Raw genomic sequence first — 20,337 nt, 5'->3', positions numbered from 1 at the left:
TGGTTGTTATTCCCCAACAACAACCAAAAAGGAAACTGATAAATGATCCAGGAAGACGAACAAAGCAGATTTTTACGCCTTGCTGTTTACTCCCATATCATTCGAGTCTTCGGTGAATCCCTCACTGAAGCGGACTCTCACCTCCTTCACCGGATGCTCCGCCGCTTGAACAACAATCAGCGCCAAGGCGACTACCCTCATGAGGAACACGAGCTATCAGTTGCGCGAGATTTTGTATTGTGCTGGTTAGAAAGGCATGATCCTCTGGAGACACCTTTATCGAAGTCTCATCTCTCACCGCCTCAAAACCCAACCGCTCAAGAAGGCGCATCATAGGGGCTGCACAACAATATAAGTCCGAGATCGTGGCGTTTTTTTGATCTGACATAACCGCCTCCTTAAACCGCCGCCAGATCCAGCGAAATATGCCGCCACTGGTCACTGTCACCAATACGCTCATACAGGTTGATGTAACTGGTGGAACCCGCCACGGTGATGGAGTCCATCAGCGCCTCCATCGCCCGGTGCCACTCTTCATCATCAATGTCCAGGTCTTTCAGCCCCAGCACCTCGGCAGTGCGCAGCTGTCCTTTGCGGTTGGTGCGGAAAGCCCGTTCAACCAGTGCCTTGATCTCCGGACGGCTGTTTTCTGTCCAGCGGTTCAGGCAGTTGTCGATCAGCTCCTTGGCGGCCTCGATGCGCTCGTCAAAGGTGATGTGATCCTGATTCCTGAGCTGCACTTTGTAACGTCCGTCAAACGACAACAGAATAATGTTGCCCTTCTTGCCGCCGATCTTGGCACCGTACTGCTCGGCGGACAGCTCAACAAACGCCCGGATATCGCCCAGCACCTTCTTCTTGAACTGCACCAGCATGTCCCGCTGGGGCAGTGCTGCGGCGATGATCTCCGTCACCAGCTCATCACGAGCCCGGTCGATGGGCTTGATCAGGTTCTCAGGCACCAGACGACCCTGATGGTCTTTCTTGTAGCCTGCCGGTACGGTGGTGGTGGCTTTCTCTTCCATGGGGTTATCCCTCGTTGTGGTTATGGGTTGTGCTTTTTCTGCTTTGATGGTCAGTCGCATACGACGCCATGCTGTATGGGACAGGCTCAAGTCTTGCTGCTGCATACCAGTCGTGCTCCTGCACTTTGTGGCACTTCCCCCATCCCTGGGGGGCGTCCAGCTCCTGTCGTTCAATGGTTTAGCGCCTTACCCAGCGCAGCTGACACTCTTTGTAATTCACCACATGCGCTTCGTACTCGATGCCGTTGTTGCCCTTGCTGTAGACAGTTGGCTCACCGAATACACCACACTTGTAGTGGTAACTGATCCTGATGCGTGGCTGGCCGCTGCCCAGTTCGACTTTCTCGACGGTGAACCCGTCCCGCTGAAGCTGGTTGACGGCGTGTGTCGCCTTGACCAGTGAGTCGCTGATGTAGTCCTGTTGCATATTGCGTGTTCCCCCGTTGGTGGCATGAAAGTGGATGGACTGTTTTTGTTGTCGTTGTGTCATCGCTGTCATGGTCTTTTCCCTGGTTGCCTAAAAGGTCTTTAATGTGTTGTTAACTGCCTTTTACTGCTTACTTCCTACGGTTACGCCACCTCCCACATGCGGCGGTAAATGGTGCCACTGGGCTCCCGTGACTGCCCGTCGGCTTCTTTGGCCTGACACCAGAGATTGAAGATCTTGCATGCCTCTTCCTGGTCACGGCAGCGGCTGCGGTTCGGGCAGGCATCGCACGGGCAGCCGGTGGTAGCCGTGTACAGGTGCCGGGTTGAGTCGTAGGTGCGCGGGCTTATGTCGGCCAGCTCGGTGGTGTCGATGTGCAGGATGTCGATGGTCATTACACGGCCTCCCTGGAGTTATCCTTCTCTATGTTTTTCAAAGGAATCCGCGAATGCTCACAGCCTGAACGGCAGGCGTGGTACAACTGCACACGGGTTGGGTTGGTAGCGCAGAACTGACGGTTCTGGAACTCGATGCAACGGTCACGGGGCAATTCGCCTGCCACCGGGCAGTTGACGCAATAGCCCATGAATGCGCCTGCGAATTTCTCCTTAAAGGTGTGGATACGGTGGGCTGCGTACTTGCCGTTGACGACCTGGCTGACCTGGGTGGATGAGCAGTCCAGGCGTTCAGCCAGCTGCTTGCGGCTCAGGCGTTGGGCGACCTTGCAAAGCTCCCGATGCCATTGTTCGTTGATGTAATCTTCCATGTTAATAACCCTTTATAAGCTTATGATTTGCTGGGTGTTGTGGTCGTGAAGCATCCCCCGGTGCATATCAATACTGGGGGCTCTTGGCCCGGTGGACTGCACCAGGCGGTAAGCCATTTCGCCGCCGCTTTCGCCTGCCTCCCGGACGTAATCAAAACGGTGCAGGCTGCGCAGCCAGCCGGTCACTTTGCGGTACGACAGTTCGGTCACGGTGCTCAGTTCCCCGGCGGTGCTGACCCGCAGGATGCGCAGCCCCAGCCATAGCTTGCCTTCCGCACTGTCTGGCTCCGGCGCCCTGGCTGCCGGGCTGACAAATACCGGGATAAAGTGGTCTTTGTTCGGGTCGTACAGAAACTCTTTTGAGGGTGTCAGATCCGGTGCCTGGCTGCCGGTGTTGCGGTTCAGCCAGTACTGACGCCTGCCCTGCTCCACATAGTCCGCCTGCATCAGCAGTTGCACATAGTTGCGCACGGTGCGGGCTGCAACCCCGGCAGAACGTGCCAGCCCGGCAATGGAGAACTGATCCTGTTGCCGCATCTGCTGCCAGATGGACTGTCGGGCTGGTGATGTCCGGGTGGGCTTTCGGAACATCGCCTGTCTGCCTTCCTTTATTGTCATTATTATTCCCCCCCTGCCCTGTTTAGATGGTCGTGCTACGCTGAAACCCCAAGAAAGTACGTACCCTCAGCTGCCCGGAAGTTGGCAAGGTCCATACTCTGCACAGCCAGTTGCGCCGCCACCTGCTCGATGCGGAACAACCCGGTGGTAATACGGCGGGTGTTGCCCCTGGCGTATTTGTAGAGGTCTGCCAGCAGGTCATCGCTGACGATCACTTCACAGAGCTTGTCGGTCAGCAGCCGGGCGTCGGTCATGTCCAGTGGCTTGAACTCCACGTCGATCAGGAAGCGGTTATCGAACTTCTCGCTTTTCTTGATCTCTTTTTTGATCTCTTTCATGCCCACCAGGATGATGGGAACGGTGGACATATCCTGAAGGTCCATGATGGTGTCCCGCAGGTCGGGAAAGCGCACCAGGTAGTCGGCCTCATCAATAAACAGTGGGCGGTTCTCCCGGCTCAGGGTGTTGGTGATGGTGTCAAGCATGTCGCCGATATACCGTTTAGGCGGAATTTCCAGCTCCCGGCAGATGGCGCGCAACAAAGCGGACGGTGTGCGCCAGGCCGCCATGGAACGGACGTAATAGGCGTTGTGCTGGATGGCGAACCAGGCGGTGGCGGTGGTTTTGCCCAGACCGGTCTCACCGTGGATCAGTCCCAGCCGGTGGGTCAGGCGCATGGGGGCATTGAGCAGAGCCTTGCCCTGGGCGGCCAGTTTGGCCACGTTTTTGACAGGTGCGGTAATGTTTCTCATAATTATTGGTCCTTATTGGTAAGTTGTGTGGGTGTCTTCACCCGCTTTTGGTAAGGGTTGTTGGCGCAGCCCTTTACCATTCCCTTCCTGATAACTGCCTAGCCTTCATTGAACGTCTCTATTCCGAACTCATCGAGAATCAACTTGTGTCCCTCCCATTCGGAGGTGGTTTCCTGCCCCTCTTTCCAGCGCAGTTCAAACTCGCTGAGGGTTTCACCGGCTTCCTGCCGTTCCTGCAACTGATACCAGCGACGGAACCGGGCGTAAGGGGTTTCAGCCTTCTGTGCCGGAGTGGCGTCCGGCGGGAGCTTGTTCTGGTTGATGAAGTCCGTCATCGCCCGTTGCAGCTCGGGGCTGGGATTTTCTTCTTTGGCGCGCTGTTCGGCGGCCTGGTCGGCAGCACTCAGGGCTTCGCTGGCTCCGGCCAGGTAGTCGGTGGTGTGTTCCTGGCTGCGGCGGGGCAGCTGGGTGACATTGGCCTGTTGTTCAGCGATCTCACGTTCACGGCGGACAAAGATTTTCTCCACCAGTTCGCTCTGGTCGATCTTGCGCCCTTTCTTCTTCAGCTCGGCTTTCTGCTCAGCGATCTTCTTCTGTTCTTTCTTCATGGCCCGTGCCAGCTCTTCACGGCTGATGCCGGTAATGGCGGGGTTCTCGGCCATGCAGACAAAGGCACCGCTGAGTTCAAACAGGTAGATGCGGCCAATGTCGGCGCTGTCGTAACGCACCATCAGGCGATCACCGACACGGGAACCCAGCTCACCGGCCACGTACCAGCCGCCATCCAGCTTGATGCCTTTTTTCTGGACGGTGCGTTCGCCCTTGTTGCCGGGGATCGGTTCCAGCAGCAGGTCAAGCACCCGTTCGTTGTCGATGCGGCGGACGGGTTCCATCCATTCCTGCACCATCTGGTTGGGGGTTTTGCCGTTCAGCCCGTCGTGGCTGTTGTGCATATAAAAGGTGTCAATCCAGCGGTCACAGAACGTTTGCAGGTCGTCACTGCTCAGGGTGACTTCGATCACGTTCTTGCTGCTGCCTGCCTTGCGCTTGAGCCGGTCGGCAAAGCTGAACTGTGCTTCTATCGCCTTGCGTTCGGCGACGTTGTGACCGATAAAGCCGGGCAGCAACTCCACCAGGCCGTGGGCAAAGGTGCGGAACAGTCTTTCTACAAAGGGCTTCTGCTCACCGGCGTAGGGATCGGTGGAGACCAGCTTGATGTCCAGGGTGTCGGCGACTTTCTGGAAGTAGTGGCTGGCGTAGTCGGAACCGTTGTCCACCCGGATACGCTGCTCGCCCTGCCCGTCGACGCCCCAGTCCAGCAGTGCCTTACGGGCAGTGAGTACCACGCCGTAACTGTCGGAGCTTTTACGCACCTGGAACACGGCACGGCGGGAGTAGACATCAATGCAGGAGATAATGGTGAACCGGCCATCGGTACACATAAGGTCTGCCGGGGAGGAGTCCATTTCCCAGAGTTGGTTCAGGCGCACGACGTTCTCGGCGGCGTCACCGGCGGCGGTGAGGTAGCTGTTCTTATAGGCGTCGGGGTTGGCGACGGCGGTGAACAGGCGTTTGTTCTTCACTTTCCAGCCAGCCATCCAGCTGCCGATGCTTCGCTTGGCAGGCAGGCGGATATCGTCCCGCTGGTCAAACTGCCCTTCCATGGCTCGCAGCATGTTGGCGGGTGAGGTGTGGGGCATCTTCGCCATAATGCCTTCAGCAAAGTCCAGCAGTTCCGGCTGGCTGTCGATCAGGCTGACCTTGACCGCCTTGTAATGACAGGCCAGACCCGCCGGGCCATGCTCAGCATAAGCACCACGCCAGCGCATCAGGGTGGCACGGCTGACCTTGGGTACAAAGGTGGTGACGATCTCGGGCAGTTCCAGGCTGTGGCTGTTGAAGGCTTCTATAAAGGCACGGGTGGCTGGCTCAATCTTTTCCAGATCGGTGATGAAGACTTCCCAGGCGGCCAGCACTTCAGAACGTGCCCGCACCCTGGCCTGTTCTTTGGGGTTGAGGTTGTTGAAGGCAACGGCTTTTTTCAGCTCTTGTTCTTTCTGCTCTTCCAGCATCTTGCCAGCGGCCAGGCTGCCCATAAGGCTGGCGCTGTTGACCTTTTCGGTCTGCTTTTCTTCAGCCTGCTGGCGCTTGGTGTGGCGGATTTTTAGCGCCCGCTGGGTTTCTTTGGGGAGGCTGGTTATGTGGTATTCGTAGCCTTTGCCTTTTGTTCTTGCTCTGCATGGCTCAAGCCCCAATCTCCTGATGCTGCGATCAGAAGAGGGCATTAGTGGTAGACCTGCTAACTCCTGTGCTGTGTACCATTCTGCTGATAGGTTGGAGTTGGACATAACCACTACCCCTCAGCACTGAAGCCAGCTGCTTCATATAAACGCACCCGAACCAGTTCAGCTTTAGGACCATTCCATAAGCCAAAAAGGGCTTTGCGTGCGTTTTCCCTATTAACGCCAACTGCTTCACAGCCGTCTTTAAACGTCAAACCTTGCAAGCAAAAACCAGCTTTGACCTGACGATAAAGTAATGCTCCCGGCTCAGCTGCTAGCTCAATCGTTTGAGTTACCATACGGCCTCCTTAAAATCGTGGACTTTTCGTGTAATATCCGTGATGGATAAAAATATTTATCAATCTTTTTTATCTACTCCACGGATACAGAATATCGCTTACACGATATTTGTCAATAGGAAAATCGCATGTCCGATATTAATTTTCGTATTAAGGAAGTCAGAAAAGAGAGAAATTTGACTCAAAATCAGTTCTGCAAGCTTGTATCGGTATCTCAGAGCCATCTGTCAGAGGTTGAAAATGGAAAAAGCAAACCATCTCTCGATATTTTTATCGGTATGGCGAAGTCGTTTTCAGATGTTTCCCTCCGGTGGCTACTAATAGGGGAAGAAGTTTCGGAAAATGAAAACGAGCCATTACGCGAAGATTTATTAAAGGAAGTAATTGAAGTTGTTGAGGGGGCGCTGGAGCAGGTAGAAGTAGTAGCATCAGCAGATAAGAAAGCAGCACTGATAGCTGCTGCATATGAATTCTGCTTGGATGAGGGTGTTCCAAGGGACAGAACAAAGCTAATTAAATTGGTTAAAGCGGTGGCATGAAGGAGTAGCTCATGGCTGATAAAGAGAAAATTGTTAACCTTTTTTCGGAAATAGTTAGCAAGACTAACAAAGACAAAAAAGAACCTGAGAAGGAGCCAATAAGAGCCAGTGGAATCGGACAAGTCATTGTCATGGGAGGACAGAACACCATCAACATATACAACCCAGCCAAACAGGCAGAGTAAAAAGCTTGTCCGATTCTAAATCGGACATGTCCGGTTCCATATTCATTGATCCTATTGATTTTGTTGGGATTGCGAGGAATCGGACACTATATATCAAACCATATCGACGTGTCCGATTCTCACGAACCCAACCATCTCCAAAACCAGCCCAGCCACCCGCCTGTAACACCTGTTTTAAAGGGCTTTAACGGCTGTTTACCCATTCGTCACCAGGAACGGGCTGACAGGGCATATATGGCCGATTGGGTTCAAACTAAGGGAAAGTGGCAGCCTTAGCCTGGCAAGGTGCCTGAATGGCTGCGTGGGTGCGTGAGGACTGGGTTTCGAGGTGGTTTCATTCACGTAAACCCAAGCTTATGCAGCTATAACCGTGACTGGGCTATCGATATCAAACCTACCCTCCCGTTACATCGGCCTCTTCCTTCTTTCTCTTCCTTCTTTATAAAAGGTTTGAAACGTCTTCAGTAACCTCTGTTCCACGAGCTGCCCTGCGATCCTCTATCCTGCCTGCCATTACCAGCAGGCACGGTGTAATAAAGAGTGTCAGCACCGTGGCAAATGACAGCCCACTGACAATGGCAACTGAGAGCTGATTCCACATCTGCGTCGATGGCGCGCCAATATCAATCTTATGGGCAAACAGATCAAGATTGACTGACAGCACCATGGGCAGCAAGCCAAGAACGGTTGTGACGGTAGTCAGCAGAACAGGTCTTAAACGCTGGGCTCCGGTGCGCAGGACTGCCTGGGTAGCGTCCATTCCTCTTGCCCTGAGAGTATTATAGGTATCAATCAGTACAATATTATTGTTGACGATGATACCAGCCAGTGAGATGACGCCAATGCCACTCATCACAATGCCAAAAGGCTGTCCGGTAATCAGCAGCCCGATAAATACCCCACCGGTAGACAGCACAACTGCAGACATGATTAAAAAGGCCTGGTAAAAACTGTTGAACTGACTGACGAGAATCATTGCCATAACGAACAGGGCCACGGCAAACGCCTTGATCAGGAAGGTCTGGCTTTCCTGCTGATCAGCCTGTTCACCCTTAATTTCAACGGTGACGCCATCCGCTAAACCGCTAGCCTCTATTTCGGCAAAAAGATCAGGCAGAATCTTGCCCAGCTGCTCTCCTTCAAGCAGTTCACCCCCAATATTGACACTGCGCAGACCATCGGTGTGGTTGATATTATCCAGCTGGCTGGCAATACTGCGTTCAGTAAAATGACTGATAGGCACCAGTCCTGCTGCGGTCATCAGTCTCAGCCTGTCGATACTCTCCAGATGCCTGTCCTGCTCAGGAAGACGTATACGAATATCGACTTCATCATTACTGTTATCCGGACGATAGCTGCCAACCGTCAGTCCGGAGGTTACCATCTGAATTACGCTTCCCGTCGTAGTGACATCCGCACCGAACCTTGCTGCCTGAGTGCGATCAATGTTCATCTGCCACTCATAACCGGGTGTTGAACCATTATGTTCGATATTCACGATCTTGGGGTGTTTTCTCAGAATGCGCTCTACGGTTCTCAAACTGTCATTAAGATGCGCAAGGTTTTCAGAGAAGATGGTCAGACTTAATGGTATACCTGCAGGTGGCCCGTCTTTTTGCCGGTTAACCAGGATATCAAGTCCGGAAAAAACAGACAGCTGTTCTTTTATCTGTGTCATAACTTCCGGAGCCGGTTCCCGGTACTGCCAGTCAACCAGAGTCAGCGACAGTGTGCCTATTGTCCGCTTTTCACCGGTTCTGGCGTAGACAGACTGGATAGCAGGAATATTCACCAGACGCTCTTCTGCCAGCTGAATAATCTCGTGCTTTTCATCGATGGAATAATTACTGGAGTTAGCCAGTATACTGACCCGGGCATAGTTGGTTTCTACGTTGGGAAAGAACTCAACACCATTGCCGATTCTGGCAAAGGTCCAGTAAACACCACACACCAGCAGAAAACCGGACAAGACGATTTTTCCGGGATGACTCAGGGTTTTGGTGAGAAGTCGGGTATAACCCCCTGACAAGCCAACCATTGTCGTTAACTCCCCTGCTTCTGAGGCTTTAACGTTAATGGCTTCTGCCTGCGACAGTTTTCTCGGCTTGCCAATCAGCGCGCCGATGGTGGGAATAAAGATCAATGCCATTAACAGTGAAGCCGATAATGTGGCAATCAATGTCAGTGGCAGATACATCATGAATTCTCCCATCATGCCCGGCCAGAACATCAGGGGGAAAAACGCTGCCAGCGTTGTCGCTGTTGAAGCGGTTATAGGCCATGACATACGCAACGAAGCCTGTAAATAAGCCTCTTTGCGTGACAGCCCTTCATTCATTTTCCGATCTGCAAACTCAGTTACCACAATAGCACCATCAACCAACATGCCAACGGACATGATCAAGGCAAACAGCACAATCATATTAATAGTCAGACCAAAGATCCCGATCATCAACAGGCCGGTCAGAAAGGCTCCGGGAATGGCCAATCCAACCAGTACCGAACTGCGCAACCCCAATGCCCCGAGGATAACAATTACCACCAGAATAACCGCTGACAGGACATTATTCTGCAGGTCGAGCAACATCAGTCGTACGTCTTTTGACTGATCCTTGCTGTAGTCCACCTGCAGGTTTTCAGGTGCCTGTTTTTTCACTTCGGCAACAATAGCTTTGGTGATTTCAATGGTCTGGATGATGTTTTCACCCGGTCGTTTTTTGACTTCCAGAGAGACACTGGGCTCGCCGTTCATGCTGGCGTAACTGCCACCATCCTTGAATGTGCTGCGCACCGTGGCAACGTCTGCAAAGGTTATCACCTTATCGCCGTCTGCCTTAACCGGCTGCGCCAGTATATCCGCAGGTGTTTTATAGACGGCAGGTACCTTAACAGAAAATCGTCCATTACCATTATCCACATTACCCGCAGCCACCAGTCTGTTATTACTGGTCACCAGGTTCACTACATCGGCGGGTATCAGGCCGTAACTTTCCAGTTTTAACGGGTCAATAACAACATCAATAACATCTTCACGGTCGCCGCCAATGGTGACTTCAAGAATCTCTTTGCGCCCTTCAAGAACGTCACGGACCTTTCTGGCTATCCGGATCAGGGCTCTTTCCGGCATTTCACCCGACAGGATGACCGTGATAACCGGTTCCATGCTGGCAATAGTCACCTGTTTAACCACTGGTTCGTCACTGCCTTCAGGCAGTTTGCTTTTGGCCTGGTTGACCTTATCCCTGACATCAGCCATGACTTTGCTGATATCCAGTCCGGCAATAAACTCCACTGTAATGGAAGCATGGGACTGGGAAGCCGTTGAAGTCATTTCTTTTATACCGGCAATGCCTCTTAATTCCTTTTCAAGGGGAAGCACCATCAGGCGTTCAGAATCTTCCGGAGAAATCCCTTCATAGTTGACGGAAACGAGCACGACGGGAATAGGAACATCCGGTGCCGCTTCTTTTGGAAGGGTTATATAAGACAGGGATCCCAGCGACAATAACAGTACAAACATCATTAATACGGTTCGGCTGCGGGACAGTATGCCTTTGATGGCTCCGTGCATGATGTTACTCTCCGACGATCAGAGCTGTGTCACTGGCAGCCACTTTCACACGACTGCCCTCTTTTACAAAACCCTGTCCACGGGTAATGATGCGAACATTGGCAGGAATGCCACTGAGCCAGAGACTGTTGCTACCGGTTTTTACAATCCCGGCAGGCGTAAACTGTACAATGTTATTGCGATCTACCCACTTGATGCCTGGCACCCCACTCTCATCAAGGCTTAGCAATGCCGGGCTAAGCTCTACTGCCCTGACCTGCCCCATCACCAGATCTGCCTCAACACTGAGACCGGCGGGGAGCTTCATATCGGGATTGGCTATAGCCAGTTCTACATTAAACGTACGCGTTGCGTCATTGGCTTTGCGTGAGATGTAACGGACGGTCGCTGTCGCTGAGCGTTTACCCAACAATCGGATTTCTGCTTTGTCACCAGCAGTCAGGGACTCGATAAGCTCCTGAGTCACATCAACGGACACAATCAGCGGGTCCAGATCAAGAATTTCTGCAACGGGGTTGCCACGGTCGATAAAATCACCGAGCTCAATCAGTCGATGATGAAGAATACCCGTAACGGGCGCCTCAATGCGGGTGTTGCCCAGGTCTATCTGCAGTCGCTGCAGACGGGATTCCGCTTCAGCTACAGCCAGTTCCAGCTGGGGCAGCTGGTTGTCGGCAATCAGATTTTTCTTTTGCAGAGCCAGGGCTGAGTCCAGATCCAGTCTGGCTTTTTTCACCTGAGCCCTGGCGGACTTCAGCTCTGCCCGGAGGTTTTCTTCCCGCAGGGTTATCAGGGTCTCCCCTACCCTGACCAGGGAACCCCGCTCAGCCTCTACACCAACAATGCGTGCAGCCAGTTCGGAACTGACGGTAATAATCCGGTCAGGTCTGGTTCGGCCATATAATGTCAAAGTTCTTGGAATCTGTTCATGATCGAACTGTCGGGCAGTAACCGTCGGCAGGTTAGCTTCAGCTGTTGAAGCCTGACCGGAGTTTGATGGCGTCTGGTTCTTATTGGGATCATTAATGTCGGTAATATCAGCCGTCAGCAGATATACCCCTAAAACGATGGCTGTGAAAACCGCTGCCAGCCAGGATCTACCGGGAAGGTTTGTATTGAGCATTATGTTGATTACAGTCCATGTTACCGCGTTCTTATTATTATCTGCAGACACACTAATTCTTTTGCAGAAAAGCCTGCCAGCAAAGGGGGGAGTCGTCAAGTAAAAACGGACAGCTATTCAGGCTATTCCGAATTTGGTCGAATCTATAGAAAGAGCCATCATCAAAAGACAACGCTATGATTCCTGATGCAGGGCAACCACGACCCTCTCCCTCTGATCGCAAGAATCCGGAAGACTCTGGTGAAACCGGCAACCAGCCAGAATTACCGGAGTCAACAGCCGCACCAACAACAGATTCAGGAGCTGTAAAAGTCTCGCACCGGGCAGCCAGACCCGCTAAGGCTTCCAGTCATTTAGCGGCATCAGGCATACCTTCATACGACATAACGTTATCGAGAACAGAGCTACTGCTGAAGCTGATGGAAGCTCTTTCTTTATATAAGAATGATAAGCCTGCCAAGGGGGAAACTCTTCAGGCGTTCTTCGAAAGGTTGGGTATTATATACCATTACCAGTCAGAGCGTGCGTTGGAAGTGGATGATCAAAGTCTGACTGAAATACGACAAGAACTGAAGCACACCATGTCTACAAACATAGGTTGCAGCCTGTTACTGTCTGCCGCCATGACGAAACTGAAGCTTAAGGATGGCAGAGGGTTGAAGGAGGTAACAAATTGTTTGCTGGATAAATACGCCGATGTGCTACCCGACTTTATTGAACTTCTCCATCTGAATCATGAGTACAATTTCAACCCCGCTGCTTTTGAGAATGAAGATAAACTGAACTTTTTTTGTGAGCTGGCAAAAAAATCACACTTTATGCCATCGGTCTGGTTGATGACAAGGCTGGCTCTTAAACCGGGCGGTCCCATTTCACCAGGGTTGATTATTGATCTGCTGAGTTCCCTTGAGGCAACTGAAAAATTACACGGTATGGTACTTTCTTCTTTTTTGCTTAGCCCGGATGATGTTGAGCTCATCATAGAACTGGATACCCCACACAATCGTACAGAGTACCATCAGGCACTCTGGATTTTTGCCTGCCTCTTTAATCTAAGTAAAAAAGAGTACTGGCCAGGAAATCCCGGTGGTTTTCCGGACAAGCTTCAGAAATCCCTTGCTTCGTGCTTAAGACAATCAGTGCTTGAAACAAGTGGCAATAAGTTCACTCAGGTGTTGGAAGAAGCAATGAGTCTCGAGCAGATCGACAAGAAAAAAGATAAAAAGAAACTGCTCAAGGTAGAAAGTGCATTGAAATCCCATTATGGCGTTGACGATGCTAAAGCTGCAGAAAGAGATTCTGAGCTTAGCAGCTATCAGAGAGATATTTCCGGCCTGATTCTCGCCTGGCATTCCAGACAAAAATTCCTTCTGCGTGAAGCCAACCCGCTACAATGCGCCATTATTCTGCGCAGAATTGGCAGACGTGAAAATTTCAAACTGGTTTACATGGATGCTGCGAAAATATTCGCGAGTTTTGGCCATTACGACGAAGCTCTGGGGTGCCTTGATGAATTATTGCGCAACCCGTTGCCAACAGGGCATCAGGAAACGATCAGGCACCAGTATGAAAGTTATTCTCTGGCTCGGCAGGCAGCTGTCTTGAGCAAGGCTGTCTCAAGTACTGCAGATGAAAATGAATGGCTGGAAGGGACGATGGCCGCCGGGCCAACCGGAGCCCGGAAAAAAACCACCGCAAAAGGAAAGGGGAAAAAAGGCAAAAGTAAGGGCAAGGGTAAAAGAACAAAAGATAACCAATCAGTCCAAAAGGCTGAAAAGGGTCAAGAGGCAGGCTCTGATGCGGTTAAGGGTTCAAGCCAACTTCCTGTTCCTGAGGCTGTTCCTGAGGCTGCTGCCCATGAGATTAGCCCGAAGCAGACAGCAAAAGCCACTGAAGCCAGCCAGCCAGAACGACCTTCAACGTCAGCGGCACCTGAAGTTTCTGTCCCCGTCAGTTCAGAAAAAGAACCCAGGGCTCAAAAATCCTGGCAACCAGAAGGTGAGTGGTTACCGGATGGGCATCGGGAAGTATCCAAATTTCAAAGGGATATTCATCTGGCCCGCGACAACTGCGACCTGAAGCTGGAAGCAAAGACTATCAGCCGCTGGTTAAGTAACACGCGGGGACAGCCCATTTATGGCCGAATCTGTGAAGAAGCCGCATGGTTTTATATTCGCCAGATGGAGTCACCCTTCCCCAACTTATACGCCCTGGATGGAGAAACCGTCAACAAGCGAACCGACATGGCAAAACTGGCAGAGCAGTGGCTTAGCCGCACAGAAGCCTGCTATTTTAAGACAACCAGAGGCACCGGCAATAGCCCGGATGAATTGAGAGAGCTTATTGTCAACACCTACTCCAGTCATCCTGACTGGCAACAGAATCCTGAGTATCGTAAAAGAATACGAGGCATCTGCTCTTCAAGAGGACACCTTTATTCCATCCTGTCTGCTTATATATCGGGTCATCGATACAGCTGGTCATATCATCAAAAACTGACGGAGCGCTACAGAGCGTTTTATAACCTGAAAGAACTGGCTGATCCTGAGTTTGACCTGATGACCACTAAAGTTTCGGGAATGCAGCTGACATAAGCCTCCGCCTCGCGACTACTGGTTCCCTCCCTCTGTCGGGTTGGGTATGATGCCCCTCCAGCGACCACAAAAAGAGATAGACCTGGAATGAAGATCATCACATTTAATGTCAATGGTATTCGTGCCCGACTACACCAACTGGAAGCCCTGATTCAGAAGCACGAACCTGAAGTGATTGGCCTGCAGGAAATTAAAGTCGCCGATGAAAATTTTCCAGTTGAAGCCATTGAATCCCTTGGTTATCACATAGAGCATTTTGGTCAGAAGACTCATTATGGTGTTGGCCTGATGAGCAAACGCAAGCCTGTGCAGGTACAGAAAGGTTATCTTTCGGATGACGCAGATGCGCAGCGGCGAATGATTATTGCTGACTATGAAACGCCCAGCGGCAACCTTTATACCGTGATCAATGGCTACTTCCCACAAGGTGAAAGCCGGGAACATCCCGTCAAATTTCCAGCCAAGAAACAGTTTTACCGGGATTTGATGACAACCCTGAATACATCCTGTAAACCGGTTTCCAATGTTGTTGTGCTGGGAGATTTCAACATTTCACCCACTGATGCTGATATTGGCATAGGTGCGGACAATGCCAAACGCTGGCTGCGAACTGGTAAATGCAGCTTTCTGCCGGAAGAACGGGAATGGTTTCAAACGCTGTTAAACTGGGGGCTGCAGGATTGCTACAGGGAGATTCCACCGGAAGCGACCAACGAACTCTATAGTTGGTTTGATTACCGGAGCCGTGGCTTCGAACGTGAGCCAAAACGTGGGCTGAGGATTGATGGCATTCTGGCTACAGACTCCATGATGCAAAAATGCCTGGGTACGGGCATTGATTACGACATCCGCAGCATGGAGAAACCTTCAGATCATGCACCACTATGGGTGGACTTCGATTTTTAAACGGTACTTTTAAACGGTACTCTGCAGGCTATCCAGAATCTCTACCGGATCACCCACCGATATAACACCTTCATTGTCGTGATTAAGGTTCATACCAAACAGTACGCCCTTCTCCCCTCTCCGATAGTTAGCCAGAGTCTGCAGAGGCTCTTTGCCCTTTATTCCTGTTCGGGTATCTACGGTTGTCATGATGCAGCGGGTACAGGCTTTGGACACCCTGAATTCGACAGAGCCTATGCGAATACGCTGCCAGTGATCCTCCGCAAACGCATCCAGACCATTAATAACAATATTGGGGCGAAAGCGTTCCATTGGCACAGGCTGGTCAAGCCGCCCATTCAGGTCTGCCAGCGAGGCTTCTGAAGTCAGAAGAAACGGAAAACCATCAGCAAAACTAGTCAGGTCACTGGTCAGCGCATAGCGCTGGTCAACCGGGCGCTGGCAGCCTTCATCCATATAAACAAGACGACAGTTAAAACCCATATATTCACTGAACCACTGCGCAGCCTGATCACCGGCATCCAGTGCAGCACACACATCCTTCCAGACAGTCACTTCAAAACGGTGGCGTGGCTCTGGTTGAAAAATCTGTATCGTTTCCATCCCTGGTGCGCTAACAACCATGCCCTTTTCATCAGGTTGTGCAACGATATGAACCATTTTCGGATGTTGACGCTGGGTAATAAACTTCCCTTCCGGGTCAACCAGCATCCAGCGACGGTCATGAGCAAAGCCGGTAGTCACGACTTTTGCCTGCTGCATCGGAAGTCTGCGAGTCGATTTGACAGGGTAGATAGCCAGCTCTGTGACAAAGAGTGAGTGTTGATCAGAGGTCACACTTGTTCCTTACAGAAATGTTCCTGGTAAAGGTTTTCTGGTGCCGCTTGCCTGAAGGTTGCTTGCACCATTGTTGTAGTCGCCTCAGAATACCATAATATTCTTACCTTACAGAAACTTATAAACCCTTGGTAAACCAGTTTGATGATTGATATTGGTGTTAACCTGACCGATAAACAGTTTAACCGTGACCGTGAAGCGGTTGTTGAACGAGCCATTGAAGCGGGGGTCAACACACTGATTCTCACCGGCACCGACATTGACGAATCGGTAGCGGCAGTACAAATGGCACAGGAATTTGCCCCCCACTGCTATTCAACAGCAGGGATTCACCCACACAGTGCGAAGTCGGCAACAGGTGGCAGTTTTCAAGAGCTGGCCGCCCTGTTTCAGGAAGATAAAGTCGTGGCTGCCGGAGAGATGGGACTGGACTTTAACCGTGACTTTTCTCCCCGGCCGATTCAGGAAAGTGTCTTTGAACAGCAGCTGGAACTGGCGATACAGCATAATATGCCTGCCTTCTGTCATGAACGGGATGCATCACAGCGCTTTTACGACATTGTCCGGGAAGTTCGGGATAATCTCAGCGCGCTGGTGGTCCACTGTTTTACTGCCGACAAAGAGGCACTGTACCGTTATCTGGATCTGGATTTGCACATTGGCATCACCGGCTGGGTCTGTGATGAACGACGGGGAACGCATTTACACCCGTTGCTGAAAGATATTCCTCAAAACCGGCTGATGATTGAAACCGACTCGCCCTGGCTGTTGCCAAGAACTCTGGATAAAAAACCTAAAAATCGCCGTAATGAGCCTGCGTTCCTACCCTGGATCGCCAGAACGATTGCAGAACATACCGGTAAAACCCCTGAACAGGTGGAGAGAGAAACCAGCAACACAGCCAGAGCATTCTTTAATCTGGATCAAGGTGAATAATAATGTCGGCGTTTGGCAGCCATTCCAGCACAGACTGTTTTGCCTGATAACCGATTTCATGGGCTTCTCTGAGCGTCAGGTCACCGCTCAGATCCAGATGCATCTGAATAAACAGAACCTGCCCGGATACGCGAGTGCGGATTTCGTGGACACTGATCACACCCTCCACGGACAGACATCGACGTTCAATTTCCTGTAACTGTTCCAGCGGCAGGGAATGATCCATCAGGTGTTGTATCGCTTCCCACACCAGCCGTACAACACCGACCAGCATATAAACGGAAATCGCAATGGTCAGGAAACTGTCCATGGAAGAATAACCATAGACCGATGCCACCAGTGCAACAATAACCGCTGTATTGGTCAGAAGGTCAACCTTATAGTGCATGGCATCGGCTGCGATGGCGGTTGAATCTGTACAACGGACGACATAACGCTGAAATGCCAATAATGCGATAGTGGCTGAAATAGAGATCACCATTACGGCTATGCCAATTTCTTCATTCACCAGCAGTGTATTGTCTGAAGCCAGCCGATTAATGGCCTGTAAAAACAGGACAATCGCGGAGCCGGAAATAAACGCCGCCTGCATTAACACTGACAGATATTCTGCTTTGCCGTGACCAAAGCGATGTTCATCGTCAGCAGGCGTCAGGGAAATTCGAACCGCAACCAGAGTAATGAGTGAAGCGACGGCGTCCATCACCGAGTCGACCAGAGTGGCGAGCAAACTGAGTGAACCCGTCATATTCCAGGCAATGATCTTGACAACAATCAGCAAAAAAGCCGTCGCTACAGAAGCGATGGTTGCATAAGTCATCAGTCGACTACGTTGCGCCAGATCCATGGCAATGGTGTCCCTGATTAATGAACGGTTATACAGCCTGTTTACCAGTTTCGCCGTAAAGCCTCGCCCAATCGGGCGGGGAGAGTCAGAACGTTATTTAATAATAAAACCTTTTCTTACCCAGCAACGCAACTCCTCAAGGCTGAATGGCCAGCTGATTTCCCGTTCACTGCCCTGCTCTTTCACAACGGGTATACGAATGCCATAACGATCAATCAGTTCATCACTGTCACTAATTTCAACCGGCTGCCACTGAGTCCGTTCAGACTCTTGCAACGAATTCAGCAATTTTTCTGCTTCTTCACACAAATGACAACCGGATGTGGTGTATAAATAGAGTACTTTCACGCAACTGGCTCAGTATATCTGTCAAACTAAGTTACAATTGTACCGATAAAATAGCCATGGGCGAAAAAATGTGGCTTTCACCATCATTGATGATGAAAATTGTATTTTCACAGAAAAAAATAACTATTTCGGGATGCCTCCTGCATGGACTTTACGTTTTTCAACCAGTTAATGATGATTCTGGGACTGTCTGTCTGCGCCATATCACTGTTTCATCGCCTTAATCTTCCGGAAAGTCTGGGTTATCTGAGCGTTGGCATCGTCCTCGGACCTACAGCAACCGGTTTGATCCATGAAGATTTCGATATCAGCCTGCTGGCAGAAATCGGTGTCGTCTTCCTGCTGTTTACCCTCGGGCTGGAATTCTCCGTCAGTCGCATGAAAACCATGAAACAGGAAGTATTTGGGCTGGGGGGCTTGCAGGTACTGCTGTGTGCCACTGGCATTTTTGGCATCCTTAATATGCTGGGGGTACCTGTCAAAGAGAGTCTGATCATAGCAGCAGCACTGGCACTCTCTTCAACGGCCATCGTTTCCAAGGAGCTGACCCAGAGCAATGAGATTCGCGCCCGCCAGGGACAGCTAAGCATTGGCGTATTACTGTTTCAGGATATTGCTGCCGTGCTGTTCCTGATACTGGTGCCAGCCATTGCCGGTTCGGGCGGTCAGGCGGTTTTGCCAGCTATCAGCATCGCCCTGCTGAAAGGCGCCCTGTTCGTAGCGGTGATGCTGGCTGCCGGAAAATGGGTATTACCTGTTGTCTTTAATGAAATTGCCAGGGCTCGCTCAGATGAGCTGTTTGTTCTGATCGCTCTGATGACTGCCCTGATGGCTGCCTGGTTGACACACATGCTGGGTCTGTCCATGGCGCTGGGGGGGTTTATCGCAGGTATGATGTTGGGTGATTCAAATTACAAGCATCAGGTGGAAGCTGATATCCGCCCTTTCAGGGATATTCTGCTGGGACTGTTTTTTGTCTCAGTCGGCCTGATGCTGGACCTCACTATTCTCAGGGATCACTGGCCCGTAATACTGGCAGCTACGGCTGCTTTGCTGGTTTTCAAGCTTTCCGTCATTTCAGTGCTTGCCAGAACCTTTGGTGAAGACCGGCGCATAGCCCTGAAAACCGGTCTTGTTTTGTGTCAGGGAGGAGAGTTCTGCTTTGCGCTGATCGCCCTGGCCACCCAGTATGGAGAAACCGGTGGTGAAAAAGCCTCGCTGGTATTCTCTACCACCATTCTTTCCATGCTGGTGGCGCCACTACTGATTCGTAACAGTTCAAAAATAGTGGAACTCTTTTTCAGGGAAGCAGAGACCAGTGTCGACTCTGAACACAGCGTTGATATCAAGCAGCAGACGGCTCATATATCAGGCCATACGCTAATTTGTGGTTATGGTCGTGTTGGTCAGACCATCAGTCGTTTCCTGTCCCGCGAAAATCTCCTCTATGTGGCACTTGATGATGATGCCCTGCATGTCCATGAAGCCGGTCTGGCAGGGGAGCCCGTGTTTTATGGTGACTGCCGCAGGCTTGAACTGCTGGAGGCCGCAGGTTTGAACCGTGCCAGACAGATCATTATCTGTATTGACAATACCGACAATGCCCTGTCTGTGGTCAAAACCATCCGCTCGGAGTACCGCCATTTGCCTATTCTGGTCCGAACCCGTGACCTGTCGCAATGTGATGAGCTGAAACAGGCGGGGGCAACCGCTGTTGTGCCTGAGGTACTGGAATCGAGCCTGCTCATTGTGAAGCAGGTATTCCTGATGCTGGGCATGGATCGGGACGTTGTCAGGCATAAAATTCATCAGGCCCGTGAACAGCAGTACGATATCCTCAGTGGCTACTACCCCGGAGTAACCGATATACAAGCCGAAACGGATGATGTGCCAGTTCGTCATGCGGTCACCCTCTGCAAAGGGTCGCCCTGCGAAGGGTTGCGCCCTGCCGATCTGCCTGTAGAGGGTGATGTCTCGGTTATGGGAATCAAACGCAGTGGAATCACCTATGAGCCTGGACAGGTTACCCGAATGGCAGCGGATGATATTGTTATTATGGCTGGTCCCATGGCGAGCCTGAAACAGAGCGAAAAGAACCTTATTTAACGTTTTATTGAGTCAGCAGGAATTTTTATAATCGACTAATTGTTTGTTTTTAATGCATTTTTAGTTAATTGACTGCATTCGGAAATTAATTTTCTCATCGGAGCTTTAAATCTCTATCTATACTGCATCTCTACGTGTCGGAAGAACAAAAGAGTCAGGACGCTTGTATCCAATAA

General features: G+C 51.1%; 20 protein-coding genes. 6 read left to right on the top strand and 14 right to left on the bottom strand.

From position 1 onward, the window contains the following. Positions 1 to 121: 121 nt before the first annotated feature. The 9 genes from NX722_RS07865 to NX722_RS07825 form a co-directional block, all read right to left on the bottom strand. Positions 122 to 388, bottom strand: a complete 267-nt coding sequence (locus tag NX722_RS07865) for a hypothetical protein (protein WP_262567518.1) — start codon at positions 386 to 388, stop codon at positions 122 to 124. Positions 389 to 398: 10 nt separating this feature from the next. Next, positions 399 to 1,130 (bottom strand): DUF3164 family protein, encoded by a 732-nt coding sequence (locus NX722_RS07860; RefSeq protein ID WP_262567517.1) that lies wholly within the window; start codon positions 1,128 to 1,130, stop codon positions 399 to 401. A 73-nt stretch (positions 1,131 to 1,203) separates the two neighbouring features. After that, positions 1,204 to 1,524: a hypothetical protein gene (locus NX722_RS07855; protein ID WP_262567516.1), complete on the bottom strand. Its 321-nt coding sequence runs from the start codon at positions 1,522 to 1,524 to the stop codon at positions 1,204 to 1,206. 71 nt (positions 1,525 to 1,595) lie between these two features. Beyond that, positions 1,596 to 1,847, bottom strand: a complete 252-nt coding sequence (locus NX722_RS07850) for a hypothetical protein (protein ID WP_262567515.1) — start codon at positions 1,845 to 1,847, stop codon at positions 1,596 to 1,598. Then, positions 1,847 to 2,218, bottom strand: a complete 372-nt coding sequence (locus NX722_RS07845; RefSeq protein WP_262567514.1) for a helix-turn-helix domain-containing protein — start codon at positions 2,216 to 2,218, stop codon at positions 1,847 to 1,849. The genes NX722_RS07850 and NX722_RS07845 overlap by 1 nt, the downstream gene beginning before the upstream one ends. 12 nt (positions 2,219 to 2,230) lie before the next feature. Next, positions 2,231 to 2,836 (bottom strand): hypothetical protein, encoded by a 606-nt coding sequence (locus NX722_RS07840; RefSeq protein ID WP_262567513.1) that lies wholly within the window; start codon positions 2,834 to 2,836, stop codon positions 2,231 to 2,233. A 35-nt stretch (positions 2,837 to 2,871) separates the two neighbouring features. Beyond that, complete coding sequence (locus NX722_RS07835; protein ID WP_262567512.1) at positions 2,872 to 3,588, bottom strand: AAA family ATPase; 717 nt, start codon at positions 3,586 to 3,588, stop codon at positions 2,872 to 2,874. Positions 3,589 to 3,686: 98 nt separating this feature from the next. Further along, positions 3,687 to 5,936 carry a Mu transposase C-terminal domain-containing protein gene (locus NX722_RS07830; protein WP_262567511.1) on the bottom strand — a complete coding sequence of 750 codons (2,250 nt, stop codon included), beginning with the start codon at positions 5,934 to 5,936 and terminating at the stop codon, positions 3,687 to 3,689. A gap of 5 nt (positions 5,937 to 5,941) precedes the next feature. Further along, positions 5,942 to 6,169, bottom strand: a complete 228-nt coding sequence (locus tag NX722_RS07825) for a hypothetical protein (RefSeq protein ID WP_262567510.1) — start codon at positions 6,167 to 6,169, stop codon at positions 5,942 to 5,944. A gap of 128 nt (positions 6,170 to 6,297) precedes the next feature. On the opposite strand from NX722_RS07825, the gene NX722_RS07820 reads away from it, so the two are divergent. Next, complete coding sequence (locus NX722_RS07820) at positions 6,298 to 6,708, top strand: helix-turn-helix domain-containing protein (RefSeq protein ID WP_262567509.1); 411 nt, start codon at positions 6,298 to 6,300, stop codon at positions 6,706 to 6,708. Between the two features lie 11 nt (positions 6,709 to 6,719). Further along, entirely contained in the window at positions 6,720 to 6,893 is a 174-nt protein-coding gene (locus NX722_RS07815; RefSeq protein ID WP_262567508.1) for a hypothetical protein, read from the top strand. A 439-nt stretch (positions 6,894 to 7,332) separates the two neighbouring features. Here the strand turns inward: NX722_RS07815 and NX722_RS07810 are convergent, their stop codons facing one another. Next, positions 7,333 to 10,464, bottom strand: coding sequence for an efflux RND transporter permease subunit (locus tag NX722_RS07810; RefSeq protein ID WP_262567507.1), 3,132 nt, complete (start codon positions 10,462 to 10,464; stop codon positions 7,333 to 7,335). A 4-nt stretch (positions 10,465 to 10,468) separates the two neighbouring features. After that, positions 10,469 to 11,587, bottom strand: a complete 1,119-nt coding sequence (locus tag NX722_RS07805) for an efflux RND transporter periplasmic adaptor subunit (RefSeq protein ID WP_262567506.1) — start codon at positions 11,585 to 11,587, stop codon at positions 10,469 to 10,471. A gap of 176 nt (positions 11,588 to 11,763) precedes the next feature. Between NX722_RS07805 and NX722_RS07800 the strand changes: the two genes are divergently transcribed. After that, positions 11,764 to 14,181 carry a hypothetical protein gene (locus NX722_RS07800; RefSeq protein WP_262567505.1) on the top strand — a complete coding sequence of 806 codons (2,418 nt, stop codon included), beginning with the start codon at positions 11,764 to 11,766 and terminating at the stop codon, positions 14,179 to 14,181. A gap of 87 nt (positions 14,182 to 14,268) precedes the next feature. Further along, positions 14,269 to 15,087 carry an exodeoxyribonuclease III gene (xthA, locus tag NX722_RS07795; protein ID WP_262567504.1) on the top strand — a complete coding sequence of 273 codons (819 nt, stop codon included), beginning with the start codon at positions 14,269 to 14,271 and terminating at the stop codon, positions 15,085 to 15,087. Between the two features lie 9 nt (positions 15,088 to 15,096). Here the strand turns inward: xthA and NX722_RS07790 are convergent, their stop codons facing one another. Further along, positions 15,097 to 15,924: an MOSC domain-containing protein gene (locus NX722_RS07790; RefSeq protein ID WP_262567503.1), complete on the bottom strand. Its 828-nt coding sequence runs from the start codon at positions 15,922 to 15,924 to the stop codon at positions 15,097 to 15,099. Between the two features lie 144 nt (positions 15,925 to 16,068). On the opposite strand from NX722_RS07790, the gene NX722_RS07785 reads away from it, so the two are divergent. Further along, on the top strand, positions 16,069 to 16,860 hold the full coding sequence (locus NX722_RS07785; protein ID WP_262567502.1) for a TatD family hydrolase: 792 nt from the start codon (positions 16,069 to 16,071) through the stop codon (positions 16,858 to 16,860). Here the strand turns inward: NX722_RS07785 and NX722_RS07780 are convergent. Further along, positions 16,838 to 17,707: a cation diffusion facilitator family transporter gene (locus NX722_RS07780; protein ID WP_262567501.1), complete on the bottom strand. Its 870-nt coding sequence runs from the start codon at positions 17,705 to 17,707 to the stop codon at positions 16,838 to 16,840. The genes NX722_RS07785 and NX722_RS07780 overlap by 23 nt on opposite strands. A 93-nt stretch (positions 17,708 to 17,800) precedes the next feature. Then, positions 17,801 to 18,055, bottom strand: coding sequence for a glutaredoxin family protein (locus NX722_RS07775; protein ID WP_262567500.1), 255 nt, complete (start codon positions 18,053 to 18,055; stop codon positions 17,801 to 17,803). A gap of 144 nt (positions 18,056 to 18,199) precedes the next feature. Here NX722_RS07775 and NX722_RS07770 point away from each other — a divergent pair, with 144 nt between their 5' ends. Beyond that, positions 18,200 to 20,161, top strand: coding sequence for a monovalent cation:proton antiporter family protein (locus NX722_RS07770; protein WP_262567499.1), 1,962 nt, complete (start codon positions 18,200 to 18,202; stop codon positions 20,159 to 20,161). Positions 20,162 to 20,337 lie beyond the last annotated feature (176 nt).

The sequence above is a fragment of the Endozoicomonas gorgoniicola genome (assembly GCF_025562715.2).
Classification (GTDB): domain Bacteria; phylum Pseudomonadota; class Gammaproteobacteria; order Pseudomonadales; family Endozoicomonadaceae; genus Endozoicomonas_A; species Endozoicomonas_A gorgoniicola.
This window is presented reverse-complemented; position numbering and strand designations above follow the sequence as displayed.

What these genes read in the sequence shown, in the direction of transcription:
- NX722_RS07820 (WP_262567509.1), top strand. Translation starts at nt 6,298, where the DNA reads ATGTCCGATATTAATTTTCGTATTAAGGAAGTCAGAAAAGAGAGAAAT.
- NX722_RS07780 (WP_262567501.1), bottom strand. Translation starts at nt 17,707, where the DNA reads ATGGATCTGGCGCAACGTAGTCGACTGATGACTTATGCAACCATCGCT.
- NX722_RS07805 (WP_262567506.1), bottom strand. Translation starts at nt 11,587, where the DNA reads ATGCTCAATACAAACCTTCCCGGTAGATCCTGGCTGGCAGCGGTTTTC.
- NX722_RS07840 (WP_262567513.1), bottom strand. Translation starts at nt 2,836, where the DNA reads ATGACAATAAAGGAAGGCAGACAGGCGATGTTCCGAAAGCCCACCCGG.
- NX722_RS07815 (WP_262567508.1), top strand. Translation starts at nt 6,720, where the DNA reads ATGGCTGATAAAGAGAAAATTGTTAACCTTTTTTCGGAAATAGTTAGC.
- xthA (WP_262567504.1), top strand. Translation starts at nt 14,269, where the DNA reads ATGAAGATCATCACATTTAATGTCAATGGTATTCGTGCCCGACTACAC.
- NX722_RS07855 (WP_262567516.1), bottom strand. Translation starts at nt 1,524, where the DNA reads ATGACAGCGATGACACAACGACAACAAAAACAGTCCATCCACTTTCAT.
- NX722_RS07865 (WP_262567518.1), bottom strand. Translation starts at nt 388, where the DNA reads ATGTCAGATCAAAAAAACGCCACGATCTCGGACTTATATTGTTGTGCA.
- NX722_RS07830 (WP_262567511.1), bottom strand. Translation starts at nt 5,936, where the DNA reads ATGTCCAACTCCAACCTATCAGCAGAATGGTACACAGCACAGGAGTTA.
- NX722_RS07800 (WP_262567505.1), top strand. Translation starts at nt 11,764, where the DNA reads ATGATTCCTGATGCAGGGCAACCACGACCCTCTCCCTCTGATCGCAAG.
- NX722_RS07845 (WP_262567514.1), bottom strand. Translation starts at nt 2,218, where the DNA reads ATGGAAGATTACATCAACGAACAATGGCATCGGGAGCTTTGCAAGGTC.
- NX722_RS07785 (WP_262567502.1), top strand. Translation starts at nt 16,069, where the DNA reads ATGATTGATATTGGTGTTAACCTGACCGATAAACAGTTTAACCGTGAC.
- NX722_RS07860 (WP_262567517.1), bottom strand. Translation starts at nt 1,130, where the DNA reads ATGCAGCAGCAAGACTTGAGCCTGTCCCATACAGCATGGCGTCGTATG.
- NX722_RS07825 (WP_262567510.1), bottom strand. Translation starts at nt 6,169, where the DNA reads ATGGTAACTCAAACGATTGAGCTAGCAGCTGAGCCGGGAGCATTACTT.
- NX722_RS07835 (WP_262567512.1), bottom strand. Translation starts at nt 3,588, where the DNA reads ATGAGAAACATTACCGCACCTGTCAAAAACGTGGCCAAACTGGCCGCC.
- NX722_RS07850 (WP_262567515.1), bottom strand. Translation starts at nt 1,847, where the DNA reads ATGACCATCGACATCCTGCACATCGACACCACCGAGCTGGCCGACATA.
- NX722_RS07810 (WP_262567507.1), bottom strand. Translation starts at nt 10,464, where the DNA reads ATGCACGGAGCCATCAAAGGCATACTGTCCCGCAGCCGAACCGTATTA.
- NX722_RS07770 (WP_262567499.1), top strand. Translation starts at nt 18,200, where the DNA reads ATGGACTTTACGTTTTTCAACCAGTTAATGATGATTCTGGGACTGTCT.